Below are 13604 nucleotides of genomic sequence, written 5' to 3'. Positions count from 1 at the left end.
GTGTCCCGAGGAACGGCGGCGGCCGACGCGCCCCGCTCAGGCGACGCGGTCGACGAGCGTCTCGTCGTCGACGACGAGGTTGTACGCCTCTTCGTCGTCGTTCCAGAGCGCGAGGACGTTCTCGAAGACGAGCACGTCGCCGTAGTCGGCGTCGGCCACATCGGCGTTCAGGACGGTCTCGCGCGTGCGGACGGCGTAGTGGTCGACCGCCTCGCTGCCGTCGCCGATTTTGAACACCTGGTTGTTGCCCTCCGAGAGGTCGTGGCTCAGTTTGACCGCGAGGAGGTCGATGCGGTTCGTGACGTGGCGCTCCATCTCGGCCATCTTGGCGAACCGCGCGGGGTTCCCGCGAACGTCGAGGCGGCGCTCGCCGTCGGTCCGGAGGACGCTGTAGGAGTACTGCACGTCCACGTTGACGAAGGTTCCCTCGTCCTCGTCGCCGTCGCGACCCTCGTCGAGGCGGCGCTGGAACCCCGGCACGTCGAGGTCGGGCTTCACGTCGAACGACCAGCCCCGGTCCGAGGGCGCGTAGCCGTCCCAGAGACGGAGCGTCGGCGAGTACACGGTCACGTCGCCGTCGGCGGGCGCGACCTCACGTTCGACCTCGCGGAGACCGATGCTCGTGTTTCTGTCCGCCGGCGCGATGGCGACGATTGCGCCGTCGTCGGCGAGGGCGTCGAGGTACTTCTCGACGACCGCGACGGGGTCGTCGAGCTCGCTCAGGACGCTGGCGAAGAGGACGATATCGTACTCGCCGTCGGGGTCGAACGCCTCGGCGGTCTCGCGGTGGACGGTCGTCCGGAAGTTCCGGCGCGTCTCGCCGAGCATCCGGTCGAGCACGTCGGCGGAGGCGCTCGGTTCGACCGCGTGGTAGTCGACGACGGCGTCGTCGGGGAGGTAGTCGTGCAGACCGAGCGCGGGGCCGCCGGTTCCGGCACCCACGTCGAGCACGCGAGGGTTACGGGGGAGTAGGCTCCGTTCAGCGAGGTCCGAGAGGACGTAGCCGACGGCGGCGTAGTAGTCCGGGAGGTGGTAGATCCCGTAGCCGAGCGCGGCGTCCTCGTCGTACTCGACGGGGGTGCCCCGGTAGTAGTCCTCCTTGAGCTGGCGGACGCGCTCCCGGAGGCGGTCGCCGGAGTCGCCGACGTGCCAGTTCGCGCCGTAGCGCCCGATGAGCAGGTCTTCGAGGGCGAAGGAGTAGTCGTCGGGGAAAGCCGCGGGCGACCAGTGCTGAACCGGCGCGGGGTCGTCGTTCGCGGGGACGAACGTGCCGTCGTCGCGCTCGAAGAGGCCGAGGTCGTGGGCCTCCTCGCGGAGCGTCTGTTTCACCACGGCGGGGTGCGGCGCGCCCTCGATGTACTCGGCTATCTCGTCGGGGTCGATGGGGCGGACGTTTCTGAGGTACTTCGCGTTGTCGCGGACGGCGTCTCTGTCTATCATCGGTGGGCTGTGGAGCGAGTCGCCGCCGCCCGCGCGGCGGGAATCGGGCCCGCGGCGGGGCGTCGGCGTCGGTGTCTCCCTTCACTCGTCACTCGATAGGGTCGTGCTTGTCGGTCTGGTCGCGGGTGCGGTCGTCGGCGACGCGGTCGGCTCCCGCGCCGACTCCGGTGTCGCCGCGGGAGACGCGCCGGTAGAGGTCGGCGAACGCCTCGTCGTCGGCCGCGGCGAGCGCGCGGGCCGCGTCGGCGACGCGGTCGGCCCCGCCGCCGAACGAAGATTGGATGTCCGCGTACACGCGCGGGGTGCCGCCGGACACCGAGGCGACGAGTTCGTCGAGCGCGGCGGAAATCGGCGTGGCGAACTCCTCGCGCACGTCGTCGGCGGCGAGCCCGAACGCGAGGACGGCGGCGTGGGCGGCCGCCTGCACCGTCTCCATCGCCGCGTCGTGTTCCTCGGGCGTCGTCTCGAAGACGCGGTTGCCGGCCGCGTCGAGGTCGGCGAGCAGGGCGTCCGTCTTCGGCCCCGATTCGTCGGCGACGGCGGCGACGTTGCCGGGGGCGTTGTGCGGGGCGAAAAGCGGGTGGAGGCTGAGTCGCTCGCGGTCGGGGAGGTGGTCGCGCATCGCCGCCACCGGCGGTTTCATCGCGCCGGTCACGTCGCACATCGCGGCGTCCGCGCGGTGGGCGTTGTCGGCGACGGCGTCGGCCGCGAGTCGCATCGGAACTGCGAGACAGACCACGTCGAACCGCTCGTCGCCGTCCAGCGGGACCGCCCGGCCACCCAGCGCGTCCGCTGCGGCGACCGCGCTCTCGGGGTCCGCGTCGGCGAACGCGAGGTCGGCGTCGACGGTGCGGCCGAACCAGCGTCCCATTGCGCCCGCGCCGACGATGAGCACGTCCATCGGTACGGGTGTGGAGGTGCAGCGGCCAAAAGGGAATCGGTGGCGGCGGGTGTGGCGAGACGCCCACCTGCACCCGACCCGCAAACCACGTTCAACCGACGCCCGGTGTACGAACCATCAAGTGGTCGATGACCGATAAGAAACTATGGCATTCGATGATGTGGATTTCGAGGGTCGGACGGCCTTCATCACGGGAACCAGTCGCGGCATCGGGAAGGCCATCGCGCTCGACTTGGCCGACCGGGGCGCAAACGTCGTCTCCACGGGCAAGACCGTCGACGGGCGCGAGGACCTCCCCGGGACCATCGTCGAGACGACGGAGGAGATACGCGAGCGCGGCGGCGACTCCATCTGGTGTCAACTCGACGTGCGTGACGACGCCTCCGTGCAGACCGCAATCGACGAGACGGTCGACGCCTTCGGCGGCATCGACTTCGTCGTCAACAACGCGGGCGCGATTCACATCGCGGGCTTCGAGGACACGCCGCCGAAGCGGTTCGACCTCCTCATGGACGTGAACGCCCGCGGGGCGTACGCGACGACGCACGCCGCGCTCCCGCACCTCCGCGAGAGCGACCACGCCCACGTGGTCACCTTCTCGCCGCCGATGCCCGCTCGCCCCGCCCCGGGCAAGGTCGCCTACGCGCTCTCGAAGTACGGCATGACGTTCATCGCGCAGTCGCTCGCGGGCGAACTCGACGCCGACGACATCGGCGTGAACGCGCTGTGGCCGGTCTCCGCCATCGAGTCCGAGGCGACGCGACACTTCGGGATGGGCACGCCCGAGGACTGGCGCACCCCGCAGATACTGTGCGACGCCGTCGCCGAGTTGTTCTCGCGCGACCCGACTGACTGCACCGGTAACGCGTTCTACGACGAGGAACTGCTGTCCGAGGCGGGCGTCGACGACCTCTCTTCGTACGCCGTCGTCGAGGGAAGCGAACCGGGACCGATGTCGGCCCAACTGTTCGACCCCGAATACGAACGCTGACCCCGATTATCGGCGCTGAGTCTCGGGAGCGGACGTTTATAACGAATAAACTCGAAACCACTCGCGATGAGTTCATACGTCGTCGCAGCTAGAGAGACAGTCCTCTCGACGCGACGGTTTGTCGAATCGGCAATTAGACTTATCTACTGGTGGAGAATCGCCTAGCCCATGGAGTTCCCTCGCCTCCCGACACGAGATACGAGCGGCCAGAAAGTCGTCCTGCCGGACGACTTAGAGGGTGAACAGACGCTCGTGCTCATCAGTTTCGACCGCCGCCAGCAGTCGCTGGTCGGGTCGTGGCGCGGGTTCGCAAAGGAGTTGTGCGAGACGTACGGACACTTCGAGTACTACGAACTGCTCGTCCTCGGCGGACGGAGCGGGATGATGCCACCGATGTCCGGCGGCGGAATGTCGCCGGGTGCCGCTCGGAGCCGCACCCACGACAACGCGCTCATCGCGCGGGTGGACAAGACCGCGCTCCAGCGCCGTCTCGGACTGCTCGGCGAGGGCAACATCTACGCGCTCTTCATCGAGGACGGGACGGTCGTCCGGCAGGCAGCGGGCGTACTCACGCCCGAGACGGGCGATGCGCTGGAAGACCTGCTAAAACAGTGGCGCGAGGCCAACTCCGGCTGGACCGACGCGCCCGCCGCTTGCGGCTCGACCGGCGACAACGCCCTCGATAGCTGATTTTCTCCGCCGACGCCGATTCGGATTCGGATTCGGCGCTCGTTCCGATTCCGCGCTCTCGCGCCGGCTACTCGACGACGAGTTCGACCGGGTACTCAGTCAGGTTCTCGTAGCCGTCTTCGGTGACGACGACGAGGTCTTCGATTCTGACGCCGCCGATTTCGGGGTCGTACAGCCCCGGCTCGATGGTGATGACGTGACCGGGGCGAAGCTCCTCGCCGCTCGGGCTCAGCGACGGGAGTTCGTGCACGTCGAGGCCGACGCCGTGACCCGTGCTGTGGATGAATCCGGTCTCGGCCGAGGGGTCGGCGCGGAGCGTACTCTCGCCGGCTGCCTCGTACACGTCGCAGACGGCATCGTGTACGTCCTTACCGGTCGCGCCCGGCTCGACGGCGTCGAGAGCGGCCTCGAACGCCTCCTCGGTGAGGTCGAACCACTCGCGTATCTCGGGCGACGGCTCGCCTTTCACGAACGTCCGGGTCATGTCGCCGTTGTACTTCGTCTCCTTGTCGCGCGGGAAGATGTCGATGATGACGGCCTCGTCGGCGTGCAGCGGGCCGCCCCCGCGGTCGTGCGGGTCGGCGGCGTCAGCCCCGCAGGCGACGATGGTCTCGTCGAGGGCGCAGCCGTGTCGCAGGAGCGTCACCTCGATTTCCTCCCTGACGCGCTCGCTCGTCAACGGGTCGCTCTCGTAGGTGAGCGTGCCGTCCTCGGCCACGTCGGCGGCGCGGATGAGGCCCTCGGCGGCCCGCATCGCGGCCTCGTTGGCGTCCTGTGCGGCGTGGATGTGCTCGACTTCCTCGTCGGACTTCACCGCGCGGATGTTCGTGAGCACGTCGTCGGCCTCGGCCTCGACTGTGACGCCCTCCTCGCGCAGGGCGTCGGCGGTGCCGAGCGGGAAGTCCGCGGGGACCGCGAGCGACCCGACCCCGTAGTCGGCGAGGAACGCCGCGACCGTCTTCGCCTTCCCGACGACTGCCCCGTGTTCGGCGTGCTTGTCGCGGTAGTCGTAGTCGGAGAGCCGCGAGACGGTGTCGGCGCGGCTCTCTTTCTTCGCGCGGCCGAACTCCAGCGTCGAGACGAGGAGGTGGATTCCCTCCGGCGTGTAGAGCGTCACGTACGGGTCCGGCGCGTCGAACCCAGAGAGGTACAGCTGGTTGGAGTCGCTCCCGTCGGCCGAGATGAGATAGCCGTCGAACTCGTCGCCGAGGAACTCGGCCAGCGGTGAGAAATCGGGTTCCATACTCCGGGGTTCGCCCGGCCGGTAGTAAAGCTCTCGCGTCGCGGTCGGCGGGTTCCGGTATCGACTCCGCGACACGCCTCTTCGGGCGGGAGACGCGCCGCGAATCGGCCGCCGGAACTCGTCGCGCGCGGGGTGCGGCGGAACGCCGCGGCCCGCGGCGCTCATCCCGAACACAGTACGCTCGCCCGCGATATATGTTTGTTGGCAAACAAGAAACCGAGTGACCGCGCCTCCGTCGCCGTCCGGGAGAACGTCGCCGCGTCCGGTACCCTGATACCGGACCCTGCCGACCCCTCGCGTATGGACGCGCACGTCTCCCCGTCTCGGGTCGCCGGACGCACCCGAGCGCCGCCGTCGAAGAGTTACACCCACAGAGCCGTCCTCGCCGCGGGCTACAGCGACGAGGCGGTCGTCCGCGACGCGCTCGTCAGCGCCGACACCAAGGCGACCATGCGCGCGGTCGAGGCCTTCGGTGGGTCGGTCGACCGCGACGGCCAGACGGTCGAGGTCGCCGGCTTCGGCGGTCGCCCGGGCACGCCCGGCGACGTAGTCAACTGCGAGAACTCGGGGACGACGATGCGCCTCGTCACCGGCTGTGCGGCCCTCGGCGACGGTCTGACGGTCCTCACGGGCGACGCCTCGCTCCGGTCGCGCCCCCACGGCCCGCTTCTCGACGCCGTCTTCGACCTCGACGGCCGCGCCGAGAGCACGCGCCGAAACGGGCAGGCCCCGCTCGTCGTCGGCGACGGCATGACCGGCGGCACGGTCGAGATTCCCGGCGACGTGTCCTCGCAGTTCATCACCGCGCTCCTCATGGCCGGCGCGGTCACAGAGGAGGGCATCGACGTCGAACTCACGACCGAACTCAAGTCCTCGCCGTACGTCGATATCACGCTCGAACTCCTCGCCGACTTCGGCGTGGAAGCGACCCGGACCGACGACGGCTTTTCCGTTCCCGGCGGCCAGTCGTACGCCCCCGAGGGCGGCGCGTACAGCGTCCCCGGCGACTTCTCGTCTATCTCCTACCTGCTCGCGGCCGGCGCGGTCGCGGGCGCTGAGGGCGAAGACGTTGTCATCGAGGGCGCGCGCCCGTCCGCACAGGGCGACAGCGCCATCGTCGACATCGTCCGCGACATGGGCGCGACGGTGGACTGGGACGAGGACGCGGGCGAACTGACCGTCTCCGCGGCCGACCTGACCGGCACGACCGTGGACGTGGGCGACACGCCCGACCTGCTCCCGACCATCGCGGTCCTCGGGGCTATCGCCGACGGCGACACGGTCATCGAGAACTGCGAGCACGTCCGGTACAAGGAGACCGACCGCGTGAGCGCGATGGCTGAGGAACTCGCGAAGATGGGCGCGAACGTCACCGAACAACAAGACAGGCTCACGGTTCACGGTGGCGAGACCAACCTCGTCGGCGCGGCGGTCGACGGCCGCGGCGACCACCGCATCGTCATGTCGCTCGCGGTCGCCGGCCTCGTCGCGGACGGCGAGACGACGATTGCGGGCAGCGAGCACGTCGACGTGTCGTTCCCGAACTTCTTCGAGGCGATGTCCGACCTCGGCGCCGAGATGACCGAGAACTGACCGGGGCGCACCGCCCACCTCGGCTGGCCAGAGCGGCACCGAGCCCCCGGCCGACGAAATCTTTTTCGCCCGCCCGGACGCCGACCGTGGTATGTTCGACGCCGACGCGCAGGCGCTCCGCGAGCGACAGTCGGACGGCGACTATCTCCTGCCGGCCTACGACGACTGGTGTTTCTCGCGGATTCCGGGGACCGTCGCCGACCTGCTCGGCGCGGACGTCGGACCGCGGCTCCCCGCCGAAGCCACCGCGGGTTACGACGACGTGTCACGGGTGATCGTCTTCCTCGTCGACGGCTTCGGCCTCGCCCAGTGGGACGGCGAGCGCGATCGGATTCCCTTCCTCCGGGAGTTCGAGCGCGCGGGCCGCGTCACCCCGCTCACCACCGTCTTCCCGTCGGAGACGGCCGCCGCGATGAACACGTTCCACTCGGGAGCGTTGCCGTCGGAGCACGGCGTCGTCGGCTGGAACGTCTACGACCCCGACGCCGACGAGATGTTCGAGGCGCTGCCCTTCCTCCGGAAGGACGGCACCCAGCCGGAGCGAATCGACCGCGCCGACGTGGCCGACTGCGAGAGCGTCTATCCCGACCTCGCCGCCGCGGGCGTCGAGACGCACCACGTGACGCCGTTCCCGTCCGAGGAGACGGTCCCGCACACCTACGACCCGGAGGACCTCTCGACGTTCTCGGACGCCTTCGAGGAGGCGGTCGAGTCGGCCGTGGACCCGTCCTACGTCTTCGCGTACCTCCCGCAGACCGACGCCGTGGCGCACACTGAGGGCGTCGACTCCGAGGCGTACCGCGAGACGGTCGACGAGACCTTCGACCGCGTGGAGAACGCGATAGCGACGCTCGCGGAAGCGACCGACGAAGACGACGCGGGCGAGACGCTCGTCTGTCTCACCGCCGACCACGGCCTCGTCGACACCGACCCCGAGCGCAACCCCGACCTCTCGGAGCCGCCGTTCGACCTCGTCTCCGACCTGCGGACGCTCACGGACGGGACGCCGATTCGGTTCTCGGGGAGCCCGCGGAACGTCCACCTCCATCTGAGAGACGACCGAATCGAACCGGTCTACGACCTGCTCACGACCGAGTTGGACGCGCGGGTGTTCCGGAAGCGCGAGGTGCTGGAGCGGGAACTGTTCGGCCCCGTCCCCTCGCCGACGTTCGAGCGACGACTCGGCGACCTCGTGGTCGTCCACCGGAACCTCGGCGTCTGGTACGGCGACGAGGAGCCGGGGAACCTCGGCTTCGTCGGCATGCACGGCGGACTCCACCCCGACGAGATGCTGATTCCGTTTGCCACGGCGACACTGGACTCACTCCGGTGACTTCGCTTCCTCGGGGCCGTGGCCCGTCACGCCCGTCTCTCGCACGACGGCGTCGACCCACCAGAGCTTGAGGACCATCACGCCGAGCGTACCGAGGAGCGTGCCGACCGGGTTGCGCTGAATCGCCGAGACGAAGGCGTAGAGCGTGACCGGGACGTTGAGGACGTTGAGCACGTTCGGGTAGTCGAGGCCCATCGTCCCGCGCTCGGCGTCGAGCCACTCGCGCTCGGCGAGGACGATTCGGCTGAGGTAGTTGTCCGTGCGCGCGGGCCGCGGGAACAACACCGGGTTGACCGCGGTGAACGCGACGGCGGCGAGAAAGAGCCGGCGGTTCCGTCGGTAGACCGCGTACATCAACACGGGATAGACGAGGATTCGCGTGCCGGCGCTCCACGGGTTGGCGTGGCGCTCCCAGAACGCCGCTTCGAAGCGGCCGCGGAGTCCGGACGCGGCGTCGGAGTCGGAGTCGAGGTCGGAGGCGGCGGGGCCGGTGGGGGGCGTCGGTTCCATACGGCGGATTCGTCGTCGTCGACCATGAACGTGGGGTCGCCGAACCACCGCCCACGATTGCACCTTTCTACAAACACTAAATGGGCGGCCACCCGAGGGGCGGGTAATGAACGGCAACGAATTCGGTCGTCTCTTTCGGATGACCACCTACGGCGAGAGCCACGGCGACGCGATGGGCGTCACGGTGTCCGGCTGTCCCGCCGGCGTGGAGCTCTCGGTCGAAGACGTGCAGCACGAACTGGACCGACGGAAGCCGGGCCAGTCGATGATTACGACGAGCCGCGGCGAACCGGACGCCGTCGTCGTCAACTCCGGCGTGCAGGACGGCTACACGACGGGCACGCCTATCGGGATGGTCGTCCAGAACAAGGACGCCCGCTCGGGCAAGTACGAACCCTACGTGACCGCGCCGCGGCCCTCGCACGGCGACTTCACGTACTCGGCGAAGTTCGGCACGCGCAACTGGGGCGGCGGCGGGCGCTCGTCCGCGCGCGAGACGGTGAACTGGGTCGCCGCCGGCGCGGTGGCGAAGCAGGTCATCGAGCAGAGCGACTACGACATCGAGGTGAAGGCGCACGTGAACCAGATCGGCGACGTGGAAGCGCCGGAGGTCTCCTTCGACGACCTGCGCGAGCACACGGAGGAAAACGACGTGCGCTGTGCGCACCCCGAGACCGCGGCGGAGATGCAGGAACTCATCGAGGAGTACCAGAAGGAAGGCGACTCCATCGGCGGCTCGATATACTTCGAGGCGCAGGGCGTCCCGCGCGGCCTCGGCGCGCCGCGGTTCGACTCTTTCTCGGCGCGGCTCGGACAGGCGCTCATGTCGGTGCCGGCGGCGACGGCGTTCGAGTTCGGCCTCGGCCGCGAGGCCCGCGAGTGGACCGGCCACGACCGCAACGAGAACTGGGAATTTAGTGAAGAGGGCGACCCCCGACCCGTCGGCAACAAACACGGCGGCATCCAGGGCGGCATCACGACCGGCGAACCGGTGTACGGCGAACTGACGCTCCACGCGCCCACGTCCATCCCGAAGAAACAGCGGACCGTGGACTGGGAGACCGGCGAGGAAAAGGAGATTCAGGTCGTCGGCCGGCACGACCCCGTCCTCCCGCCCCGCGGCGTCCCGGTCGTCGAGGCGATGCTCTACGTGACCATCCTCGACTTCATGCTCCTCGGCGGACGCATCAATCCCGACCGCCTCGACGGACAGGCCGGCGAGTACGACACCCCGTACCACCCGTCGAGTCCCGACAACGAGTAGCGACCCCCGATTCCGAGTTATCGTTCACTCTATTCCGCGGGCGTGATAGCCCGTTCGTCCACTTTCGACGGTGGGAGGGTGAGTCAGTTTAACAATATTAAGTCCTTCATTATCTTTCCTTGTTAATCCATAGCAAAGTCTTTAATCGGACCCTCCCCAACTTTTCAGGTAGCGCCCCAGCGGGGCCGTGAGCTCAACATATGACTGACCACGAACTTATCTGGCGGATCGCAGGGGGTTCCGGTGACGGTATCGCCTCGACGAGCCAGAACTTCGCCAAAGCCCTGATGCGAGCGGGGCTACACGTTTTCACGCATCGCCACTATCCATCGCGCATCCGCGGTGGCCACACGTACACCGAAGTGCGCGTGAGCGCAGACCCCGTCAAGTCTCGCGGCGACGGGTACAACTTCCTCCTCGCGCTCGGTGACTCCTTCGCCCGCAACCCGAGCGAGGGTGCCTACTACGGCAACGAGGAGATCAAGCCGCTCTCGGAGAACCTCGACGAACTCGACGAAGGCGGAGTCATCGTCTACGACTCCGGTCTGCTCGACGCCTCCGAGATCGAGGACTTCGACGAGCGCGTCGAGGAGAACGACTGGCACGTCTACGACATCGACCTGCGCACCATCGCCCGCGAACACGGTCGCGAGGTCATGCGCAACACCGCCGGTGTCGCCGTCACGTGCGCCATCGCCGGCATCGAACCCGACGTCATCAAGAGCCTGATGTCGGACGCGATGCCCGACAAGATTCTCGAACCGAACCTGACCGTCTTCGACGACGCCTACGAGATGGTCCAAGAGGAGTACGACGTCGAGGCTCCCGACGTGTCCGCGCCGACCGGCGAACACGACGAAGAGCAGGTGCTTCTCTCCGGCTCCGACGCCATCGCGTACGGAGCCATCGACGAAGGCTGCCGCTTCATCGCGGGCTACCCGATGACCCCGTGGACGGAAGTCTTCACCATCATGACCCAGAACCTCCCCGAACTCGGCGGCATCTCCGAGCAGGTGGAGGACGAAATCGCCGCGGCCGCGCTGGCAATCGGTGCCTCCCACGCGGGCGTCAAGGCGATGTCTGGCTCTTCCGGTGGCGGCTTTTCGCTCATGTCCGAGCCGCTCGGTCTCGCGGAGATTACCGAGACGCCGCTCGTCCTCGTCGAGGCCATGCGCGCCGGTCCTTCGACGGGCATGCCGACGAAGCCCGAGCAGTCCGACCTCGAACACGTCCTGTACACCTCGCAGGGTGACTCCCACCGCATCGTCTTCGCGCCCGGGACCGCCGCCGAGGCGTACTACCAGACGCGTAAGGCGTTCCAGATCGCCTACGAGTACCAGATTCCGTCCATCGTCCTCTACGACCAGAAGCTCGGGGGCGAACTCTCGAACGTCCCGGCTTCGGTCTTCGACGAGGAGCCCAACGCCGACCTCGGTTCGGTCCTGACGGAAGCGGAACTCGAAGACGCGCCGCACGACGACTCCGGCAAGTACCAGCGCTTCCAGCACGACACCGAAAACGGCGTCTCGCCGCGTTCGCTGCCGGGCCAGAAGGGCGGTCGCTACCTCGCCACGGGTAACGAGCACATGCCCGCGGGTCACATCTCGGAGTCCCCCGAGAACCGCGTCGCGCAGATGAACCGCCGCATGCAGAAGGTCGACAACATCCGCGCCGAACTCGACGCCGACGGCGAGTTCAACACGGTCCACGGCGACGAAGACGCCGACCTCGGCCTCATCACCTTCGGCAGCCAGCAGGGCACCGTCGAAGAGGCCGCCGACGTTCTCAACGAGAAGGGCCACTCGGTCAAGGTCCTCGGCGTCTCCGAGATGATGCCGTTCCCGAAACAGGAGGTCGCGGACTTCCTCGACAGCGTCGACGAGGCGCTCGTCGTCGAGATGACCGCCTCCGCCCAGTTCCGCGGACTCATCTCCAAGGAACTCGGCGGCTACGGCGACCAGATGTCGAGTCTCCTCAAGTACAACGGCAACCCGTTCGAGCCCGCCGACATCGTCGAGGGCTTCGAGACGGCGCTCCTCGAAGGTGAGGAGCTCCCAGACAACCGCACGAAGTTCGTCCCCAAGGTGGGTGAATAAATCATGAGTGCATTCAGCGCAATCGGTGAAGAAACGGAGCAGGACCAAAACGAGTTCACCCCCGGACTCGAACCCCAGCCGACGTGGTGTCCGGGCTGCGGTGACTTCGGTGTCCTCAAGGCGCTCAAGGGCGCGGCGGCCGAACTCGGCCTCTCGCCCGACGAGATGATGGTGACGACCGGTATCGGCTGTTCCGGCAAGCTCAACAGCTACTTCAACAGCTACGGGTTCCACACCATCCACGGCCGCTCGCTGCCCATCGCCCGCGCCGCGAAGCTGGCGAACCCCGGTCTGACCGTGGTCGCCGCCGGCGGCGACGGCGACGGCTACGGCATCGGTGGCAACCACTTCATGCACACCGCTCGTGAGAACCACGATATCACCTACATCGTGTTCAACAACGAGATCTTCGGCCTCACGAAGGGCCAGACCTCGCCCACCTCGCCGATGGGTCACAAGTCGAAGACCCAACCCCACGGCTCGGCCAAGACGCCGCTCCGCCCGCTCTCGATGTCCCTGAACTCCGGGGCGTCGTACGTCGCGCGGACGGCCGCCGTCAACCCGAACCAGGCGAAGGACATCATCGTGGAAGCCATCCAGCACGACGGCTTCTCCCACGTCGACTTCCTCACGCAGTGTCCGACGTGGAACAAGGACGCCCGTCAGTACGTCCCGTACATCGACATCAACGACTCCGACGACTACGAGTTCGACAACACGAACCGCTCGGAGGCCTCGGAGATGATGTTCGAGACGGAGAACGCCCTCCACGAGGGCACCGTCCTCACCGGCCGGTACTACGTCGACGAAGACCGCCCGTCCTACCAGCAGGAGAAACAGCGCATCGGCGAGATGCCCGAAGAGCCGCTCGCGGAGCGCTACTTCGACGACTCCTACGAGTGGGAGCGGACGTTCGACAACTTCCTCGACAAGCACAAGTAACGCCGACGACGCGGTAGTCGGCGCTCGGTTCACGGCCGGCGGCCGCGCCGGTTCGATGTGACCGAGAACCCTTTTCGGATTCGCAAGATATTTTTCTCCCGTCGGAAAACCAACGGGCATGGAAACCACGTCCACGGAAGGACGCATCCTCGCGGTCTTGGAGGAAGACGCGAAGGCGTCGTATGCCCAGATCGCAGACAGGGCGGACGTGTCGAAGCCGACGGTTCGGAAGTACATCCGAAAGCTCGAAGACGACGGCGTCATCATCGGTTACTCGGCCGACATCGACCCGAAGAAACTCGCCGGGCAGTCTATCGCCATGGTCGGCATCGACGCGACGAGCGAGCGCTACGTCGAGGTCACGCGCATCCTCAAGGAACTCGACTCGGTGGAGGCGCTGTACACGTCCTCCGGCGACCACATGCTGATGGCCGAGGTCCGCGCCGTCGACGGCGACTCCCTCGGCGACGTCATCTCCGACGAGATTCTGTCTATCGACGGCGTCACGGCCGCACACCCGTCGTTCCTACAGGAGCGACTGAAGTAACGCGGCCGATCTCGCCCGCCGCGACCGACCCGCCGCGTCCTTCCCCTTCGCTTT

At 67.7% G+C, this 13604-nt stretch carries 12 protein-coding genes; 8 read left to right on the top strand and 4 right to left on the bottom strand.

From position 1 onward, the window contains the following. Window positions 1-36: 36 nt before the first annotated feature. Window positions 37-1440 (bottom strand): small ribosomal subunit Rsm22 family protein, encoded by a 1404-nt coding sequence (locus BN984_RS13075; protein WP_049968403.1) that lies wholly within the window; start codon window positions 1438-1440, stop codon window positions 37-39. Between the two features lie 88 nt (window positions 1441-1528). Next, the gene (locus tag BN984_RS13070) at window positions 1529-2341 is read right to left on the bottom strand and encodes a prephenate dehydrogenase/arogenate dehydrogenase family protein (RefSeq protein WP_049968402.1); all 813 of its coding nucleotides are present in this window, start codon (window positions 2339-2341) and stop codon (window positions 1529-1531) included. A gap of 145 nt (window positions 2342-2486) precedes the next feature. Between BN984_RS13070 and BN984_RS13065 the strand changes: the two genes are divergently transcribed. Further along, window positions 2487-3332, top strand: coding sequence for an SDR family oxidoreductase (locus BN984_RS13065; protein ID WP_049913418.1), 846 nt, complete (start codon window positions 2487-2489; stop codon window positions 3330-3332). Window positions 3333-3500: 168 nt separating this feature from the next. Beyond that, complete coding sequence (locus tag BN984_RS13060) at window positions 3501-4022, top strand: hypothetical protein (protein WP_008093070.1); 522 nt, start codon at window positions 3501-3503, stop codon at window positions 4020-4022. A gap of 67 nt (window positions 4023-4089) precedes the next feature. Here the strand turns inward: BN984_RS13060 and BN984_RS13055 are convergent, their stop codons facing one another. Beyond that, the gene (locus BN984_RS13055; protein WP_049968632.1) at window positions 4090-5265 is read right to left on the bottom strand and encodes a M24 family metallopeptidase; all 1176 of its coding nucleotides are present in this window, start codon (window positions 5263-5265) and stop codon (window positions 4090-4092) included. A 300-nt stretch (window positions 5266-5565) separates the two neighbouring features. Here BN984_RS13055 and aroA point away from each other — a divergent pair, with 300 nt between their 5' ends. Continuing rightward, on the top strand, window positions 5566-6858 hold the full coding sequence (gene aroA, locus BN984_RS13050; RefSeq protein WP_049968631.1) for a 3-phosphoshikimate 1-carboxyvinyltransferase: 1293 nt from the start codon (window positions 5566-5568) through the stop codon (window positions 6856-6858). A 91-nt stretch (window positions 6859-6949) separates the two neighbouring features. Then, window positions 6950-8191 carry an alkaline phosphatase family protein gene (locus tag BN984_RS13045; protein ID WP_049968401.1) on the top strand — a complete coding sequence of 414 codons (1242 nt, stop codon included), beginning with the start codon at window positions 6950-6952 and terminating at the stop codon, window positions 8189-8191. On the opposite strand, the gene BN984_RS13040 is transcribed toward BN984_RS13045, so the two are convergent. Beyond that, window positions 8180-8701 (bottom strand): DUF6653 family protein, encoded by a 522-nt coding sequence (locus BN984_RS13040; protein ID WP_049968400.1) that lies wholly within the window; start codon window positions 8699-8701, stop codon window positions 8180-8182. The two genes, BN984_RS13045 and BN984_RS13040, sit on opposite strands and share 12 nt — an antisense overlap. A 106-nt stretch (window positions 8702-8807) precedes the next feature. Here BN984_RS13040 and aroC point away from each other — a divergent pair, with 106 nt between their 5' ends. From aroC to lrpA1, 4 genes are all read left to right on the top strand, one after another. Next, entirely contained in the window at window positions 8808-9965 is a 1158-nt protein-coding gene (gene aroC / locus BN984_RS13035; protein WP_008093059.1) for a chorismate synthase, read from the top strand. Window positions 9966-10165: 200 nt separating this feature from the next. Then, the gene (locus tag BN984_RS13030) at window positions 10166-12061 is read left to right on the top strand and encodes a 2-oxoacid:acceptor oxidoreductase subunit alpha (protein WP_049968399.1); all 1896 of its coding nucleotides are present in this window, start codon (window positions 10166-10168) and stop codon (window positions 12059-12061) included. Window positions 12062-12064: 3 nt separating this feature from the next. Then, window positions 12065-13003 carry a thiamine pyrophosphate-dependent enzyme gene (locus BN984_RS13025; RefSeq protein ID WP_008093056.1) on the top strand — a complete coding sequence of 313 codons (939 nt, stop codon included), beginning with the start codon at window positions 12065-12067 and terminating at the stop codon, window positions 13001-13003. Window positions 13004-13121: 118 nt separating this feature from the next. Then, a complete protein-coding gene (gene lrpA1, locus BN984_RS13020) occupies window positions 13122-13550 on the top strand; it encodes an HTH-type transcriptional regulator LrpA1 (RefSeq protein ID WP_004043634.1) in 429 nt (142 codons plus the stop codon). Window positions 13551-13604: the final 54 nt, after the last annotated feature.

This window comes from Haloferax prahovense (genome assembly GCF_000723845.1).
Lineage (GTDB): Archaea > Halobacteriota > Halobacteria > Halobacteriales > Haloferacaceae > Haloferax > Haloferax prahovense.
This window is presented reverse-complemented; position numbering and strand designations above follow the sequence as displayed.